12 protein-coding genes are annotated in these 16,479 nt (G+C 73.2%); 5 read left to right on the forward strand and 7 right to left on the reverse strand.

The genetic code is table 11. From position 1 onward, the window contains the following. The first annotated feature begins 1 nt into the window (after nucleotide 1). The 5 genes from ACIGXW_RS10210 (at nucleotide 2) to moeZ (ending at nucleotide 5,664) form a co-directional block, all read left to right on the forward strand. Nucleotides 2–1,543 carry a DUF3492 domain-containing protein gene (locus ACIGXW_RS10210; RefSeq protein ID WP_399571838.1) on the forward strand — a complete coding sequence of 514 codons (1,542 nt, stop codon included), beginning with the start codon at nucleotides 2–4 and terminating at the stop codon, nucleotides 1,541–1,543. Then, nucleotides 1,540–2,673, forward strand: a complete 1,134-nt coding sequence (locus ACIGXW_RS10215) for a hypothetical protein (protein WP_399571841.1) — start codon at nucleotides 1,540–1,542, stop codon at nucleotides 2,671–2,673. The genes ACIGXW_RS10210 and ACIGXW_RS10215 overlap by 4 nt, the downstream gene beginning before the upstream one ends. A gap of 46 nt (nucleotides 2,674–2,719) precedes the next feature. Then, complete coding sequence (locus ACIGXW_RS10220; protein WP_071963275.1) at nucleotides 2,720–3,634, forward strand: NAD-dependent epimerase/dehydratase family protein; 915 nt, start codon at nucleotides 2,720–2,722, stop codon at nucleotides 3,632–3,634. Then, the gene (locus tag ACIGXW_RS10225) at nucleotides 3,622–4,401 is read left to right on the forward strand and encodes a spherulation-specific family 4 protein (protein WP_399571844.1); all 780 of its coding nucleotides are present in this window, start codon (nucleotides 3,622–3,624) and stop codon (nucleotides 4,399–4,401) included. Before ACIGXW_RS10220 ends, ACIGXW_RS10225 begins: the two co-directional genes overlap by 13 nt. Nucleotides 4,402–4,485: 84 nt before the next feature. Next, on the forward strand, nucleotides 4,486–5,664 hold the full coding sequence (gene moeZ / locus ACIGXW_RS10230) for an adenylyltransferase/sulfurtransferase MoeZ (protein ID WP_071963277.1): 1,179 nt from the start codon (nucleotides 4,486–4,488) through the stop codon (nucleotides 5,662–5,664). Between the two features lie 98 nt (nucleotides 5,665–5,762). Here the strand turns inward: moeZ and ACIGXW_RS10235 are convergent, their stop codons facing one another. The 7 genes from ACIGXW_RS10235 to ACIGXW_RS10265 all read right to left on the reverse strand — a co-directional run bounded on the left by ACIGXW_RS10235 (nucleotide 5,763) and on the right by ACIGXW_RS10265 (nucleotide 16,319). Continuing rightward, nucleotides 5,763–7,313: an alpha/beta hydrolase gene (locus tag ACIGXW_RS10235; protein ID WP_399571847.1), complete on the reverse strand. Its 1,551-nt coding sequence runs from the start codon at nucleotides 7,311–7,313 to the stop codon at nucleotides 5,763–5,765. Nucleotides 7,314–7,376: 63 nt separating this feature from the next. After that, nucleotides 7,377–8,489 carry a hypothetical protein gene (locus tag ACIGXW_RS10240; RefSeq protein ID WP_399571849.1) on the reverse strand — a complete coding sequence of 371 codons (1,113 nt, stop codon included), beginning with the start codon at nucleotides 8,487–8,489 and terminating at the stop codon, nucleotides 7,377–7,379. A 152-nt stretch (nucleotides 8,490–8,641) separates the two neighbouring features. Beyond that, the gene (locus ACIGXW_RS10245; RefSeq protein WP_399571852.1) at nucleotides 8,642–10,201 is read right to left on the reverse strand and encodes an alpha/beta hydrolase; all 1,560 of its coding nucleotides are present in this window, start codon (nucleotides 10,199–10,201) and stop codon (nucleotides 8,642–8,644) included. A 79-nt stretch (nucleotides 10,202–10,280) separates the two neighbouring features. Further along, the gene (locus ACIGXW_RS10250) at nucleotides 10,281–12,254 is read right to left on the reverse strand and encodes an ABC transporter permease (protein ID WP_399571854.1); all 1,974 of its coding nucleotides are present in this window, start codon (nucleotides 12,252–12,254) and stop codon (nucleotides 10,281–10,283) included. Further along, nucleotides 12,251–13,021, reverse strand: a complete 771-nt coding sequence (modA, locus tag ACIGXW_RS10255; protein ID WP_399571857.1) for a molybdate ABC transporter substrate-binding protein — start codon at nucleotides 13,019–13,021, stop codon at nucleotides 12,251–12,253. The genes ACIGXW_RS10250 and modA overlap by 4 nt, the downstream gene beginning before the upstream one ends. Nucleotides 13,022–13,035: 14 nt before the next feature. Then, a complete protein-coding gene (locus ACIGXW_RS10260; RefSeq protein ID WP_360906738.1) occupies nucleotides 13,036–13,437 on the reverse strand; it encodes a helix-turn-helix transcriptional regulator in 402 nt (133 codons plus the stop codon). A 125-nt stretch (nucleotides 13,438–13,562) separates the two neighbouring features. Then, nucleotides 13,563–16,319: a flippase-like domain-containing protein gene (locus tag ACIGXW_RS10265; RefSeq protein WP_079273879.1), complete on the reverse strand. Its 2,757-nt coding sequence runs from the start codon at nucleotides 16,317–16,319 to the stop codon at nucleotides 13,563–13,565. Between the last annotated feature and the right edge of the window lie 160 nt (nucleotides 16,320–16,479).

A 16,479-nucleotide genomic window follows, 5' to 3' on the forward strand; every position in this document is an offset into this window, starting at 1 on the left:
CGTGCGTGTGGGACTGCTTTCCGAGGGCGGGTATCCGTACGCCGCCGGCGAGGGCGGGGAGTGGTGCGACCGCTTGGTGCGCGGGCTCGGCCAGCACGACTTCGAGCTCTACGCCCTGAGCCGCAGCGCCCGCCAGGAGGACAGCGGTTGGCACGCGTTGCCGGGCAACGTCCGGCGGGTACGGGCGGCACCCCTGTGGGGCGGCCCCGCCCCCGGCTGCGCGGGACGCGCCTACGGCTCGTACGGGCGCGACCAGCGGCGGCGGTTCGCCGCCCACTTCGGGGACCTCGCCGCGGCCATCACCTTGCCGGGCGACCAGGCGTACCGTTTCACCGACGGCCTCAACGGACTCGCCGACCTCGCCCGCGACGAAGGGGGCCTCGCGGCCGCCCTCCGCTCCGAACTGGCCCTGCGCGCTCTGGAGACGGCCTGCCGCGCACCCGGCGCCCACCCCGCCGTCTACGGCACCCGCGTCACCGACCTCCTCGTCGTCTCCGGACTCCTCGAGCGGGCCCTGCGCCCCCTCTCCCTCGACTGGTACGGCACCGCCGACGGCGACCGGGGCCTGGCCGCCGTCGACCTCTGCCACGCCACCTCCGCCGGACCCGCCGCCCTCCCGGGCCTGCTGGCCAAACGCTTCTTCGGGACCCCCCTGCTCGTCACCGAGTACGAGGTCCGGCTGCGCGAGTACTACCTGGCCGGCGACGAGGGCCTCTCCGTGTCCGTACGGACCCTGCTGTCCGCCTTCCACCGCCAGCTGGCCGCCCGGATCTACGCCGAGGCCGCCGTGATCACCGCCGGCGACGGACAGGGCCGCCGCTGGCAGGAGCGGTGCGGAGCCGACCGCTCCAGGCTGCGCACCGTCCACCCCGGCATGGACGCCAGCCTCTACGAAACCGTCGGCGAAGGCGACGGCCGGGGACCCGCCGCCGACGACGGCCTGACCCTGGTGTGGACCGGCGGACCCGTCGAACCCCACCTGTGGGAGGCCCTGGCCCTCGTGCGCGACGCCGAACCGGGCGTACGGCTGAGGGTCGTCGGAGCGCCACCGGACACCGTCGACGGGCCCGAAGGAGTCACCTTCGGACCGGCCTGCGGCCCCGAGGACTACGCCGCGGGCAGCGTCGTCGCCCTCTCCGGGGCCCCCGACGGCTTCCCCACCGCCCTCGCCGAGGCGATGTTCTGCGCCCGCGCCACCGTCTCACCGGACGTCGGCGCCGTCCGCGAAGTCATCGGAGGCACCGGCCTGATCGTCCCCCCGCGCGACGCGGCCGCCCTCGCCGAGGCCTGCCTGACGCTGCTGCGCGACCCCGAACGCAGGGCCCGGCTCGGCGCCGCCGCCCGCGCCCGCGCCCTCGAACTCTTCACCGTCGAGCAGAACGTCTCCGCCTTCGGGGCCGTCTACCTCGAAGTCCTCTCCCGCGCCCCCGTCCAGCACACCGCCCCCGACCCCTCCGTCCCCTTCTCCCACGCCGCCGGCGCCCAGCCGCCGCTGTCGGTGTCCCCGCGCTCCGCCTCTCCCACGTGGGCAGGGCGCCGATGACCACATCGCTGCGCCCCGCCGGCGCGACCGCGGCCCCCGTCGGCATAGCCGCGACCCGGACGGACGCGGCGTGCGCGGACGCCGAGCCCACCTCCACGGACGACAGGCACCCGGCCGACCCCGTGAAGGCCCTCATGCGCCGCCACCACGCGCTGTGCGCCGGCGCCGTCCACCCGCTGGAGATCGCCGCGGTCCTGGAGAAGCACGGCATCGGCGACCGCGTCGCGGCCGAGTACCGCCACCGCGACGTGTTCTCCCTCGCGGAGGAGCTCCACGCGCGCGTGGAGCGCCACGAGGACCCGTACGCCCCGCCGGCGCCCGGCCCGTCCGACGCCGGCCGGGCCGGGCACGAGCTCCGGCCCGGCGCCTGCGCCGCACTGAGCGGCGGCTGGGGGGCCACCGGCTCGCTGGCCTGGCTCTGGCTGCTCGGCTACGCCCTCGCCGGCGACTGGGCCGTCACCCTGCTGCTGCACGGCCGCCGGGGACTGCCCGCGCACGTGCTCGTGGCCGTCGCCGTCACCGCGGCCGCCCCCACCGCGCTCGCCCTGGCCTGCGCGGTCGCCCCCGCGGCCTGGTGCGCCCACTGGTTCACCGCCCGGGCCCGCCGGCTGCTCGCGGCGAGCCGGGGACTCGCGGAGTTCGGCCGGCAGGTACGGCCGGCGCTGCTGGTGGCGGTGGTGCTGTTCCTCGGCACCCTGCTGGGCTTCCTGTGGCCCGCCCGCACGGCCCTGCCGGCGGGCGGCCCGCTCGGCGCCCCCACCCCGCCCGCCCTGGCCTACACCGCGCTGGCCGCACTCGGCGGGCTGTTCTTCCTCGCCCGGCTGCTCGCCGCACACGGCCTGGCCAGGGCGGCCGTCGCCGCCACCCTCGCCGCCGCCGTGGCCGAGGCCGTACCGCTCGGCACCCTCCTCGCGGCACGGCTGCCCGGCTGCGAGGCCCTGCGATGGCCCGTCGGCTGGGCGGCGGGCGCCTTCGGGCCGGCCGCCATACCGCTCGTCGCCTGCGCCCTGCCGGCCCTCGCCCTGCTGGCCCACGCCGTTCCCGCGCTGTCTCGGGCCTCGGTCCACGGACACGCGGACGCCCCGCACGCGCCCCGTCCCGCCGTTTCCAGAGGAGAGCAAGGAAGATGAGCGTTCACCCCCTCAGCACCACCGGGCGAGAGCGAGGGCACGACCGATGAGAGTCCTGCTGCTCGGCGCCAACGGCTACCTCGGCCGGTTCGTGGCCGACCGGCTGCTCGCCGACCCCGCCGTCCAGCTGACCGCGCTGGGCCGCGGCGACGACGCGGACGTCCGCTTCGACCTCGCCAGCGGCAGCCCCGGCGCGCTCACCCGCTTCCTCAACGCCGTCCACCCCGGCGTCGTGATCAACTGCGCGGGCGCCACCCGGGGCGGGGCCCGCGAGCTGACCCGGCACAACACCGTCGCCGTCGCCACGATCTGCGAGTCGCTGCGCCGCAGCGGCTGCGGCGCACGCCTGGTGCAGGTCGGGTGCTCCTCGGAGTACGGGCCTTCCCAGCCGGGCTCCTCCACCGCCGAGGACGCGGTGCCGCGCCCGGGCGGCCCGTACGGGGTGAGCAAGCTCGCCGCCACCGAGCTGGTGCTGGGCTCAGGCCTGGACGCCATCGTGCTGCGCGTCTTCTCGCCGGTCGGACCGGGCACCCCCGCCGGGTCGCCGCTCGGCCGGCTCGCGGAGGCCATGCGGCGGGCCATGCAGAGCGGCGACAGCGAACTCAAGCTCACCGGCCTCGGCGTGCAGCGCGACTTCGTCGACGTCCGCGACATCGCCCGCGCCGTCCACGCGGCCTCCCTGTCCGCCGCGCAGGGCGCCGTCAACATCGGTACCGGGCGGGCCGTGCGGCTGCGCGACGCCGCGACCCTCCTCGCCCGCGTGGCCGGCTTCGGCGGCGCCCTGCACGAGCTCGACGACCCGCACCTGGGCAGCCCGCCCGCCTACCCCTACCCGGACGGCTGCGGCGGCTGGCAGCAGGCCGACGTGCGCACCGCCCGGGACCGGCTCGGCTGGCGCCCCCGCATCGGCCTGGAGGAGTCGCTGGCCGACATCTGGATGGAGGCGGCGTGTCGTATCTGATCTCCCCGGGCCAGCGCCGCGCCCTCGCCGCACGCAAGGCCCCGCTCCGGCTCGCCGTGCCGGGCTTCGCCCACCCCCTGGTCGCCCCCGCCGAGTGGGGCGGCCTCCAGCGGGCCGGACTCCCGCTGGACTGGGTGGTGCTGGGGAGCAGCTCCCTGCGGGAGTCCGGGGGCCGGGCCGGCGGCCCCGGCTTCCGCCAGGACCCGTACTGGCTGTCCGCCGCCGTACCCCTGCGGACGTCCGGCGTCCGGGTGCTGGGCCACCTGGACGCGGGGTTCGGCGAGCGTCCTTTCGGTGAACTGCTCTCGGACGCGCAGCGCTTCCTCAACTGGTACCGGGTGGACGGTTTCGCGCTGGGCCGCTGCCCCTCCGACGCCGAGGGGCTGGGGGAGATCCGGCGCGTGACCGGTGCGCTGCGCACCCTGCTCGACGGAGCCCACGTGGTGCTGGTGCACGGCCGGCCCCCCTGCTCCGGATACGCCGCCCTCGCCGACCAGTTGGTGACCTACGCCGGACCGTGGTCCGGCTACCGCTGGTCCCAGGCCCCCGAGTGGACGGCCGAGCACCCGCCCGGGCGCTTCTGCCACCTCGTGCACGGCGTGCCGCGCGACCGCCTCGACGAGGCGCTGCGCATCGCCCGCTGGCAGGGCGCGGGCACCATCTACTTCACGGACCGTACGGACCATGACGAAGTGGACCCCTGGGAGTCCCTGCCCGGCTACTGGGACGAGATCGTCTCGCGCATCGGACCTGGTGTCTCGGAATGAGACGGGGCGTGGCAGGGTTACAGGGGAAGAACAGAACGCTGCCTCTATGTTCCCCGCACCCGTGGGGATGACCCTGGAGACCCCGTGTCGCTGCCACCCCTGGTCGAGCCGGCTGCCGAGCTCACCGTCGACGAGGTCCGTCGGTACTCCCGTCACCTGATCATCCCGGACGTCGGGATGGACGGGCAGAAGCGCCTGAAGAACGCCAAGGTGCTCTGCGTGGGTGCCGGCGGTCTCGGTTCCCCCGCCCTGATGTACCTGGCCGCGGCCGGCGTCGGCACGCTCGGCATCGTGGAGTTCGACGAGGTCGACGAGTCGAACCTGCAGCGCCAGATCATCCACAGCCAGTCGGACATCGGCCGCTCCAAGGCCGCCTCCGCCCGTGACACGGTGCTGGGCATCAACCCCTATGTGAACGTCGTCCTGCACGAGGGCCGCCTCGAGGCGGACAACGTGATGGAGATCTTCTCCCAGTACGACCTGATCGTCGACGGCACGGACAACTTCGCCACGCGGTACCTGGTCAACGACGCCTGCGTGCTGCTGAACAAGCCGTACGTCTGGGGTTCGATCTACCGCTTCGACGGACAGGCGTCCGTCTTCTGGAGCGAGCACGGCCCCTGCTACCGCTGCCTGTACCCCGAGCCCCCGCCGCCCGGCATGGTGCCCTCCTGCGCCGAGGGCGGCGTCCTGGGCGTGCTCTGCGCGTCGATCGGCTCCATCCAGGTCAACGAGGCCATCAAGCTGCTGGCCGGCATCGGCGACCCGCTCGTCGGCCGACTGATGATCTACGACGCCCTTGAGATGACCTACCGGCAGGTCAAGGTCCGCAAGGACCCCGACTGCGCGGTGTGCGGCAAGAACCCGACCGTCACCGAGCTCATCGACTACGAGGCCTTCTGCGGCGTCGTCTCCGAGGAGGCCCAGCAGGCGGCGGCCGGCTCGACGATCACTCCCGCGCAGCTCAAGGAGTGGATCGACGGCGGCGAGAACATCGACATCATCGACGTCCGCGAGCCGAACGAGTACGAGATCGTCTCCATCCCCGGCGCCCGGCTGATCCCCAAGAACGAGTTCCTGATGGGCAGCGCCCTGCAGGACCTGCCGCAGGACAAGAAGATCGTCCTGCACTGCAAGACGGGCGTCCGGTCGGCGGAGGTGCTGGCCGTGCTGAAGTCGGCCGGCTTCTCCGACGCGGTCCACGTCGGCGGCGGCGTGATCGGCTGGGTCAACCAGGTCGAGCCGCAGAAGCCGGTGTACTGACGGTACGGCGTAGAGAGAACGGTACGGCGTAGACAAAAAAGGGGCGGTCCGCTGCGGCGGGCCGCCCTTTCGCCGTGACTACGAGCGCCTTCCGCGCTCTACGTGCACGTCGTGCCGTTCGCCGGGGCCCTGCCCTCCAGCAGGTGGGCGTTCACGGCCTTGGTCGCGCACGCGTTGACCCCGTAGGTGCCGTGGCCCTCGCCCTTGACCGTGAGGAGGACGCCGACGCTCCTGCCGAGCCTCTCGGCCATCCGCTCCGCGCCGGCCACCGGCGTCGCCGGGTCGCCCGCGTTGCCGATCACCACGATCGGCGCCGAACCCTCCGCGCTCACGTCCGGGGTCTTCCACTTGCCCTTCACCGGCCAGTCCGTGCAGGCCAGCAGCGACCAGGCGGCGGACTCCCCGAACACCGGCGAGGCCGCACGGAACTCCGGCAGGCGCTGCTTGACGTCGGCCACGGTGTAGCGCTGTTCCGCGTCGGCACAGGAGATGGCCCGGTTGGCGGCCTGGAGGTTGTTGTAGCGGCCGTCGGGGCTGCGGCCGGAGATGCTGTCGAAGAGCAGCAGGAGCGTATTGCCGGTGCCCTTGCGCATGGCCTCCTGGAGGCCGGCGGTCAGGTACTTCCACGTGTCCTTCGAATACAGCGCGGCCGCGATGCCGTTGACCGCCTCGTCCTGGGTGAGCTTGCGCCCCTGGGCGGTGGGCAGCGGGTTGGCGTCGAGCTTCTTCAGCAGGGCGGTGATCTCGCCCTGCGACGGGCAGCCGCCGGAGCCGCCCGAAGAGCCGCAGTCCTTCAGGTAGTTGTCGAGGGCGAGCTGGAAGCCCTTGGTCTGGCCGATGCTGCCCTGCAGCGGGTCCTGGGTCGGGTCCACGACCGCGTCGAGGACGGTCCGGCCGACGTTCCTGGGGAACAAGTGGGCGTAGACGGCGCCCAGTTCCGTGCCGTACGAGATGCCGAAGTAGTGCAGCTTCTCCTCGCCGAGCGCGGCCCGGATCCGGTCGAGGTCGCGGGCGGCGCTGACCGTGTCCACGTGGGGGAGGACCTTCGAGGAGTTCTTGGCGCACGCCTCGATGTACGCCTTGTTCGACGCGAGCGTCTCCCGCAGCTCGGCGTCGTCGTCGGGCGTGCCGTCGATCTGGAACGCGGCGTCGAGCTCCTTGTCGCTCTGGCACCGCACGCCCGCGCTCTCGCCCACGCCGCGCGGGTCGAAGCTCACGAGGTCGTAGCGGGCGTGCAGCTTGTCGTACTCGTCCGCCAGGGACGGCAGCCCGGCCACCCCCGAGCCGCCGGGCCCGCCGAAGTTGAAGACGAGCGAGCCGATGCGGTCCTGCTTCTTACGCGCGACGTTGCGGATCAGCGCCAGCTCGATCTTCTCGCCGTCCGGCTTGCCGTAGTCGAGCGGTACGGGCAGCTTGCCGCACTCCCACTCCTTGCCGGGAGCCTTGCCGGCGCCCTGCGCCGCGGTGGGGGCCTCGCACCGCTTCCAGTCGATCGTGACGCCCGGCGCCCGGCCCTTGCCCTCGGCACCGCCGCTTCCGCTGCCCGCGCCGCCGTCTCTGCTCTCGCCGCAGCCCGTGGCGGTGGCCGTGAGGGCGATGACGAGGGACGCGGAGGCGAGGGCAGTGGCCCTTGGGCGTGTGGGACTCATTCCACCGACTCTACGGATGAATCGCCCGGCACAAGGGGTGCGACCCCCGGCGTACGGTCGCCGTCAGACGGAGTGCAGGGGCGCGCAGCCTATGCGGCTCGCCACCGCGTCCACGAAGTCGGGGAAGGCCTCGCGCGGGTCGTCGAGGCGGGTGCCGGTGCGGCCGGGGCCCGTGCGCATGGTGAAGACCGTGGGGCGGCCGGCGCAGTCGGCGCGTATGAGCGCCCCCGACGCCTCGATCCGGCCCTGGGCGCGCCAGCCGGGCCCGGGCGGGCCGTCGCCCGTGAGGCCGTCGAACAGGGCGACGATCCTGGGCCGGGCGACCATCGTGAACCTGGCCGCCCACTGGCCGTCGCCGGCCACCGCGCAGGTCTGAAAGCCGTCGTGCGCGCTGCCGGCCGCGGGCCGGGCCGCGGCGAGGCCGGGCAGGGGGACCGGGCAGGCGGTGGTCGGGGTGGGGGTAGGAGTGGTGGGTGGTGTGGCTGGGGTGGGTGGTGTTCGGGTGCCTGGTGTCGACGTGTCCGGTGGGATCGGTGGGCCTTGGGTGGTGGGAGTGTGTGGTGCGGCGGGTGCGTTTTGTGGGGTCGGTGCTTCCTCCCGGGTTTCCACCTCGCCCGCGCAGCCCGTCGCCTTCGTGGCGCGGTTCGCGGCCTCCACCAGCAGCCGGCCCGTCCTGGCGGGGCTCGAGTCGAAGGAACCCGAGACCGTGACCACCGAGGGTCTGCCGTCCACGTCGCACGACTCGGGCAGGACCAGGGTGCCGGTGTCGGCCGTGACGAAGCCCGGCAGATCGTCCGGGAGGGCCGCGTCACCCCCGGCGAACAGCCCGGTCAGCCACGCCCGGCGCTCCTCCTCCGCCCGTGGCCCCGTCTCGTAGCGCACCTCCAGCTGCCGGCGCGGTGCGTCCGGGCCGCGGCCGCCGCTCCAGCTGAGCGTGCACCGGCCGTGGGGGCGGCCGGCGGTGGGGGCGCTCTCGCGGACCGAGCGGTGACGGGCGTCCTCGCGGAACGGCCCGCCGTCCGCCCGCCACGTGCCCCAGCAGTACTCCGGTTTGGTCAGCGGTCTGAACTGCGCCTGCCACAGGGCCATCAGGGCCGCCAGCAGTGCCGCGATGGCCAGGGCGCCGGTGAGCGTCCGGGCGCGCCGGTCGGTGCGGCTGCGCGGTCTGTGCGCCATCGCATGGCCCCCTCTCGCCCCCGTCGGTCGGCTGCAACTCGTCCGTCGTCTGCGGAACTTCTGTGCGGGCGATGGTAGTGCGGGCCACTGACATTCGGTCCGGCGGAGTTCGTATTACCGGTGTGATGTGCTATGGGTGCTATCAGTACACCTTATGAGCAGATCTTATGGGCGTCCGGAACAGTACCTTCCAACAGGTATGCGTCGACAGCGCTCTTCACGCACGCATTACCGCTGTCGTACGCCCCATGGCCTTCGCCCCGGTACGTCATCTCCACGCCCACCCCCGGGCCCAGCTCCTGGGCCATCTTGTGCGCTCCCTCGTAAGGAGTCGCCGGGTCACCGGTGTTGCCGACGACGAGGACGGGCGCGGAGCCCTTCGCGCTCACATCGGGCGTCTGCCATTCGCCCTTTGCGGGCCAACCGGTGCACTGCAGCAGGCTCCACGCCATGAACTCCCCGAAGACCGACGACGCCCTGCGGAACTCCGGCACCTTCCCCTCGATCTCGGCCGCCGTGTAGCGCTGGGCGAAGTCCGCGCACGTGATGGCGTTCAACGACGCCTGGAGCGAGCTGTACTTGCCGTCCTGGGCGCGCCCGTTCATGGAGTCGCCCAGCGCGAGCAGGATCTTCCCGTCGCCGTTCTCCGCGTCCTCCACGCCCTCGGTGAGGTAGTCCCAGAAGTCCCGTGAGTACAGGGACTGGGCGATGCCGCTGGTGGCGAGGGACTGGGTGAGGTCGCGGCCGCCGCCGCCCGGCACGGGGTTCTTCTGCAGGCGGTTGAGCAGGTCGCCGATCTGTTGCTCCGTCGGGCAGTTGTCGGACGTCTTCACGCACGCGGCCATGTAGTTGCCGAGCGCCAGCTGGAAGCCGCTCGCCTGCGCGAGCGCGCTCTGCACGGGGTCGCTGGAGGGGTCCACCACCGCGTCCAGGAGGGCGCGGCCGACGTTCTTCGGGAACAAGTGGGCGTAGACGCCGCCCAGTTCCGTCCCGTACGAGACGCCGAAGTAGTGCAGCTTGGCGTCGCCCAGTACCTGGCGCATCAGGTCCATGTCGCGGGCGGCGTTCGTCGTGCCCACGTGCGGCAGGATCTTGCCGGAGTTCTTGCCGCAGCCCGCTGCGTACTGCTCGACCCTTCCGACCAGGGCCTTCTCCTCCTCCTTCGTGGCGGGGGTGGCGTCGGCCGCGTAGTAGGCGTCGAGTTCCTTGTCGCCCAGGCAGGTCACTCCGCTGCTGCGGCCGACGCCGCGCGGGTCGAAGCTGACCAGGTCGTAGCGGGTGCGCAGGGTGCGGTAGTCGTCGGCGAAGGCCGGGAGCGTGGTGATGCCGGAGCCGCCCGGGCCGCCGAAGTTGAAGATCAGCGAGCCGATGCGGTGGGCAGGGTCGGTGGCCTTGGCGCGGATCATGGCGATGCCGATGCTGTCGCCGTCGGGGTGGGCGTAGTCGAGGGGCGCCCGCAGCGTCGCGCATTCCCACTCGTCCCCCGGGGGCCTGCCCGCCCCGCTGTCCTCGCCGCGGCTCGGCGCGGGGCACGTCTTCCAGTCCAGCTTCTGGCCGCCGGCGGCGGTGTCGGTGCCGGCGGCGACGCCGGTGCCGGTGCCGGGGGCGACGCCACCGATGCCGCCGTCGCAGCTGGTGAGGGTGGCGAGGAGCAGCACCACGGTGGCGAGCAGGGCGCCGGCCGCCCGTACGGATCTGGACACGGGTCCCATCCTCCGGGCGGGACGGCGGGGGGCGCGCGGTGTGCGGGGCGTACGGGTTACGGGGCGTACGGGCTGCGGGGTGTACGGGTCAGGCGGGCACGAACCTGACTTCTGTCGCCTTGACGCTCACCCATACCGGGGTGCCCTCGGCCAGGGCGAGGTCCGCGGCGGCCGCGGGGGTGATCTCGGCGACCACGTCCGGCTCGCCGTCGACCAGGACGCGCATCCTGCCGCCCTGGGCGGTGAGCTCGCGGATCGTGCCGGGCCAGACGTTGCGGGGGCTGCCTGTGGGGCGGGTGGTGTGGAGGGATACGGCCTCCGGGGGGATCACTGCCAGGCCGGTGGTGGGGGCGGGTCCGCTCTGCCGCGTTGTCGTCAGGCTTGCGCCGTTGTTCAGGAGGATCGTTCCCTCCGGGGTCGCCTTGCCGGGCCACGCGTTGTGGCCGAGCATGCGGGCCACCCAGGGGGAGCGGGGGTGGCGGGTCAGCTCGGCGGGCGTGGCGTACTGCAGCGTGCGGCCGTCCTCCAGGACCAGGACGTGGTCGGCCAACGACACGGCCTCGATGGGGTCGTGGGTGACGATCAGGCAGACGCCCGGGAAATCGGCGAGGTGCGTGCGCAGGGTCTGGCGCACGTGGGCCCGGGTGGACTGGTCCAGCGCCGCCAGGGGTTCGTCCAGAAGGAGCAGGCGGGGGCGGGCGGCCAGGGCGCGGGCGAGTGCCACGCGCTGGGCCTGGCCGCCGCTGAGGTGGGCGGGCCTGCGGTGGGACAAGGGGCCCACGCCCAGGCGGTCGAGCCAGTGCTGGGCCTGTTGGTGGGCTTCCGTTTTGGGGACGCCCTGGGTGCGGAGGCCGTAGGCGGTGTTGGCGAGGGCGGTGAGGTGGGGGAAGAGGGCGCCGTCCTGGGGGACCCAGGCGATGCGGCGGTGGTGGGGTGGGGTCTGCGATACGTCCTGGGCGTCGTCGCCCAGGTGGAGGGTCTTCGGTGTGGCGCGGGTCGTCAGGCCCAGGAGGGTGCGGAGCAGGGTTGTCTTGCCGGCGCCGTTCGGGCCCACTACGGCGATCGTGGTTCCGGCTTGGGCGTGGAGCGTTGCTTCTACGGCACCGCTGACCGTGGTGCGCAGGGGGTGTTCTGGGGTGCGGGGCCGGGGCGGGACGGGCCCTTCTGGGGCTGCATGATTTACGGCCGCTTCTGGCTCCTCGTGCGGTTGCTCAGAATGCGGCCGCAAATCACGCTTTACGCCCCTGCCAGGGCCCGTCCCGCCCCGGCCCCTCCCGGCCGTCGGCGGCTGCAGCCAGCGGCCCCTGAGGGAGAGCAGGACCGCGGTGGCGATCGCCAGGAGGAGGAGCGACACCGCCGTCGCGCCCTCCGGGTCGTCCTGGAGGAGCAGGTAGACCTGGAGGGGGAGGGTCTGGGTCGTGCCGGGGAGATTGCCCGCGAACGTGATCGTCGCCCCGAACTCCCCCAGCGCGCGGGCCCAGCACAGCGCCGCTCCCGCGAAGAGGCCCGGGGCCACCATGGGGAGCGTGATCGTGCGGAAGGTGTGGAGGGGGGTGGCGCCCAGGGTTGTCGCCACCTCTTCGTAGCGGGGGTGGAGGTTCGCGAGTGCGCCCTCGAGGCTGATCACCAGGAACGGCATGGCCACGAACGTGGAGGCGAGCACTGCTCCCGTGGTGGAGAAGGGGAGGGTGATGCCGAACCATGAGTCGAGGTACGTGCCGATGATGCCTCGTCGGCCGTAGCCCTGGAGCAGGGCTACGCCTGCGACGGTGGGTGGGAGCACCATCGGGAGCATCACCAGGCAGCGTACGAACGCCTTGCCGCGGAAGGGGACGCGGGCCAGGAGCCAGGCGAGCGGTACGCCCAGGGTGAGGGAGAGCAGGAGGGCCCAGACCGAAACCGTGAGGCTCAGGGTCATGGCCTGGGTGACCTCGTGCGAGGTGAAGCGGGTGGGGAGCGTGGCCCAGGGCGTACGGGCGAGGATGCCGGCCAGGGGCAGGAGCAGGAACGCCACGGCCAGGGCGGCCGGCAGCGCGAGGGTCAGGGGAGCGCGGACCCTCACGGCTGCTGGAAGCCGGCGGACCGGAGGAGGTTCTGGGCCTCGGGCGAGGTCAGCCACTTGACGAAGTCGGCGGCCTCGGTGGTGTGCCGGGAGGACTTGAGCGCGGCGGCCGGGTAGGAGGCCACCGCGTTCTGGGCGTCGGGGACGGTCACGGTGGCGACCTTGTCCTTGGCCGCGGCGGCGTCGGTGACGTAGACGATGCCCGCGTCCGCCTCGCCGAGCGAGACCTTGCTCAGCACGGCACGGACGTTGGGCTCCTGGGACACCGGCTTGACGATGACGTGCTGGTCGTCGAGGACCTTCTTGCTGTAGCGGCCCACGGGCACCTCGGGGGCGGCGAGGACGACCTTCAGGTCGTTCTTGGAGAGGTCGGAGAGCCCCTCGATCTTCTTCGGATTGCCGGGGGCGGTGGCGATCGTCAGCCGGTTCTTCGCGATGACGGTGGGGGCCGCGGTCTCATGCTTGAGGCCGTCCATCGTCTTCGTGTCGGCCGTCACGAGAGCGTCGGCGGGGGCGCCCTGGCGTACCTGTGCGGCCAGCTCCTGCGAACCGGCGAAGGAGAACTTCACCGTGGTGCCCGGGTGCGCCTTTTCGTACGCCGCGCCCGCGCTCTTGAAGACGTCGGTGAGGGAAGCCGCCGCCAGGACCGTCAGGGCGGTCTTCTCCTTGGCGTCGTCGGCCTTGCCGGAGTCGTCGCCACAGGCGGTGAGGGGCGTCAGCAGGGCTGCTGCCAGGAGCGCGGTGGCTGCGGTACGGGCGCGGTGCATTGTCTCTCCTGGCGTCAGGCGCGGTCGATGTGGACGTTGGTGGCCTTCACCCGGGCCACGGCTTCCATCCCGACCGCGAGGCCCAGCTCCTCGACGGCCTCGCGGGTGAGGAGGGAGACGAGCCGGTGCGGGCCGGCCTGGATCTCGACCTGGGCGGCAACGTCGCCGAGCTTGACGGCGGTGATGATCCCGGCGAAGGCGTTCCGGGCGGTGGTGTACGCGGTGTCCTCGCCCTCGGCACTGTGCGCCTCGGCGGCGAGCGCCACGGAGAACGCCGCGAGGTCGGCCCCCTTGATCAGCCGCTTCCCGGCGTCGTCCCGCTCAGTGGGCATCCGCCCCGCGTCGGCCCAACGCCGGACCGTATCGGGACTGACGCCCAGCAGACGGGCAGCCTGCCCGATGGTGTACGACCGCATACGCGGCACGGTATGGCCATGCACCTCGCAGATGCAAGGCGGAACATGCATTCCGGCTGGCAAATCCAGCCCGTCCGGCGCTTGAGGACCCGCCGCCGGCGGCCCGGCATCCGCCCCGCCGCCCCCTAGATCGCACCCTTACGCGTCAACTGGTTGAAGCACAGCCACCCCGGCAACACCGGCAACCAGAACGTCATCAGCCGATACAGCAGTACCGCCGGCGCCGCCGTCTCCGCCGGCAGGCCGGCCAGGGTGAGGGCGCCGATCAGGACGCCCTCCACCGCGCCCACGCCGCCCGGCGTCGGCGCCGCCGAGCCCAGGGCGTTGCCGGCGAGGAAGACGACGGCCACGCTCGCGTAGCTCAGCTCGCCGCCGAAGGCGCGGATGGAGGTGTCGAGGCACATCACGAAGGCGGCCGACAGCAGCAGCCAGCCGCCGATGCCGTTGACGACCTTGCGGGGGCGCTGCAGGAGGTCCAGCATGCGCGGCACGACGCCCGCGAACAGCGACCGCACCCGGGTGGAGACGAACTTGCGCAGGAAGGGCACCGCCGTGACGACGAGCACCAGGACGGCCGCCGTCAGCAGGCCGCCGATGACCGTGCGGGACGGCGGGAGCGCCGAGGACGTGCGCTCGGTGCCGGTGATGTAGCCGAAGGTCAGCAGCAGGACGATGTGGCAGGCAAGGCCGAAGAGCTGGGAGGCTCCGACGCTGGCCACCGCGAGCCCGGGGCGCAGGCCCGCGCGCTGCAGGAAGCGGGTGTTCAGGGCCACGCCGCCGACCGCCGCCGGGGCGACCAGCTTCACGAAGGAGCCCGCGACCTGGGCGAGCACGGTGCGGCCGAAGGGGACCTTCTCGGGGACGAAGCCCAGCAGGCTCATCGCCGCGGCGAGGTAGCTCAGCGCGGAGAAGCCGGCGGCGGCCGCGACCCAGTACCAGTTGGCCTGGTCGACGAGCTCGCCGAGCTTGACGTGGGCGAGCTGGGAGAGCAGGACGTAGGCGGCGATGGCGCCGGCGATGGAGCTGATCAGCGTGCGGGGCTTGATGCGCTCCAGGCGTACGGGCTCTATGGGGGCCTGGGGGCGGATGAGGAGGACCTGGCGGCGGATCTGCGCGAGGAGGTCCTCTTCGCGGGCCTCCTCGGCGGCCTCGTCGAGGGCCTGCTTCTCGGCCTTCCGCTCGGCCTTGAGGGTCTTCTTGAGGTCGCCCCTGTCCTCCTCGGCGCCCGCTTCGGCGCGCTCGCGGGCCTTCTCCTCCCGGGCGATGCGGGAGGCCTCCAGGGCGGCCTCGCGCTCGCGGTGCGCGCGTTCGCGGGCGATCTGGCGCAGGGTCGCGCGGCTGGAGCGGGTGAGGGCGATGGGCTGCAGGAGGGGGAGGCTGTCGGCCACGGCCTCGGGGCCGATGACGGCGACGGCCGCGGCCACCGCGCGCTCGGCGCCGACGCGCAGGCCGAGCGTGGTGAGGAGCTGGGCGACGTCCATGCGCAGCACCAGGTCGCCGGCGGCGATCTCGCCGCCGCGCAGGTCGGTCAGGACGACATTGCCGGAACGATCCACCAGGAGGGCGTCGCCGTCGAGCCTGCGGTGGGCGATGCGGCGCGACTGCAGGGCCTGGACCTGGCGCCAGGCGCCGGCCATCAGCTCGTCGGTGATCTCCTCGTCGGGGAGGGCGTCGAGGGTGCGGCCGCCGATGTGCTCGTAGACGAGCATGACGGCGTCCGGGCCGAGCTCGGAGGTGGCGATGAGCTTGGGCGCGTTGGCGCCGGCGGCGATGGCCGCGTAGGCGAGCAGCGCCTCCTGCTCGAGGGCCTGGCGCAGGGACACCAGGCTGCGGCGCTGGATGATGCCGCGCAGGGCCAGCCGCTGCCAGACGCGGTAGAAGAAGCCCTGGGCCTGCTGTTCGCGGTCGACGACGGTGACGTCGAGGGGCGGGCCGTCCTCGAGGGTGACGAGGTAGCGGCGGCCCCGGTCGGGGTGCGCGGACGGCTCGGCCTCCGGGGTGTCCTCCTCGGTGCGCAGCGCGCTGACGGGCTTGAAGCCCACGTGCCGCAGGCCCGCCAGGAGGTGCTGGCCGGTGGGGCGCACGTTGGGGGAGCCGACGGCGTAGAGCGTGCCGTAGGCGACGGTCCAGCCGATCAGGACGGTGGTGACGATCGAGAACGGCGTGGTGTAGCCGTTGACCAGCACGGCGAAGGCGTCCAGGAGGAGGACGCCCCACATGGCCACCCGCCAGCGGGGGCGGCGGGACATGCCGACGGCCGTCATGTAGGCGATGACGGGGGCCAGATAGCCGTGCACCGGGTCGGTGAGGCCGCCGGTGGGCGCGCGCTGGGTGAGCGCGGCGCGGATGGACTCGGGCGCGGCCTCGGCCACCCACAGGGCGGTGGCCAGGGAGACGCCGTGGGCGAGGACGGCGGCCAGGACGCCGTCGGCGATGCGCAGGCCGTCGCGTTTGATCAGTCGTTCGATGGCGAAGGCCACCGGGACGATGAAGACGGCGATGTTGGCCGTGAGCCCGGCGAAGCTGGCCAGCAGCTGGGGCGCCTTGCCGGTGCTCTCGCTGACGTCCTGTGCCAGGCCCGTGGTGGTGCCGTGGGCGAACGCCGCGAGGGCGAGCACGAGGGCGATGCCGACGATGCCGAGGAACAGCCGCACGAGGTCGGCCGGGCGGTGGACGCGGGCGGGGAGCAGGGGCTCGTCGCCGGAGACCTTGTCGATGTGATCCTCGCCGCCTTCGCACTTGTACGCGCCGGACTCTTCGGGGTCACCGGGCGTGCCGCGGCCCTCGGGGTCGCCGTGGCAGGGCAGCACTTCGGGGGCGCGCGCCTCTTCAGGAGGCTGCGCGCCCTGCTGCTTGTCGGTCTCTTCTTTGTCTCGTATCACCGGTCACCGCCCGGAAGATGGTGGCATGGCCCGGCCGGGCAAGGGGGTATCAGGGTGCATTTCGGGGGCGCGGACTCCGGATCGTACGCCCTGTAGTGCGATGACGCACTCTGAGTGATCTTGTGGAATGCGCGGCTCCGGAGGGTGGCAAGGAGCGGTG

Source organism: Streptomyces sp. NPDC053079 (assembly GCF_044546695.1).
In the GTDB taxonomy this organism is placed as follows: domain Bacteria; phylum Actinomycetota; class Actinomycetes; order Streptomycetales; family Streptomycetaceae; genus Streptomyces.

Bases quoted from the DNA above. Each gene is read 5' to 3' on its own strand.
- ACIGXW_RS10215 (WP_399571841.1), top strand. From the start codon at position 1,540: ATGACCACATCGCTGCGCCCCGCCGGCGCGACCGCGGCCCCCGTCGGC.
- ACIGXW_RS10220 (WP_071963275.1), top strand. From the start codon at position 2,720: ATGAGAGTCCTGCTGCTCGGCGCCAACGGCTACCTCGGCCGGTTCGTG.
- ACIGXW_RS10235 (WP_399571847.1), bottom strand. From the start codon at position 7,313: ATGAGTCCCACACGCCCAAGGGCCACTGCCCTCGCCTCCGCGTCCCTC.
- ACIGXW_RS10240 (WP_399571849.1), bottom strand. From the start codon at position 8,489: ATGGCGCACAGACCGCGCAGCCGCACCGACCGGCGCGCCCGGACGCTC.
- ACIGXW_RS10245 (WP_399571852.1), bottom strand. From the start codon at position 10,201: ATGGGACCCGTGTCCAGATCCGTACGGGCGGCCGGCGCCCTGCTCGCC.
- modA (WP_399571857.1), bottom strand. From the start codon at position 13,021: ATGCACCGCGCCCGTACCGCAGCCACCGCGCTCCTGGCAGCAGCCCTG.
- ACIGXW_RS10260 (WP_360906738.1), bottom strand. From the start codon at position 13,437: ATGCGGTCGTACACCATCGGGCAGGCTGCCCGTCTGCTGGGCGTCAGT.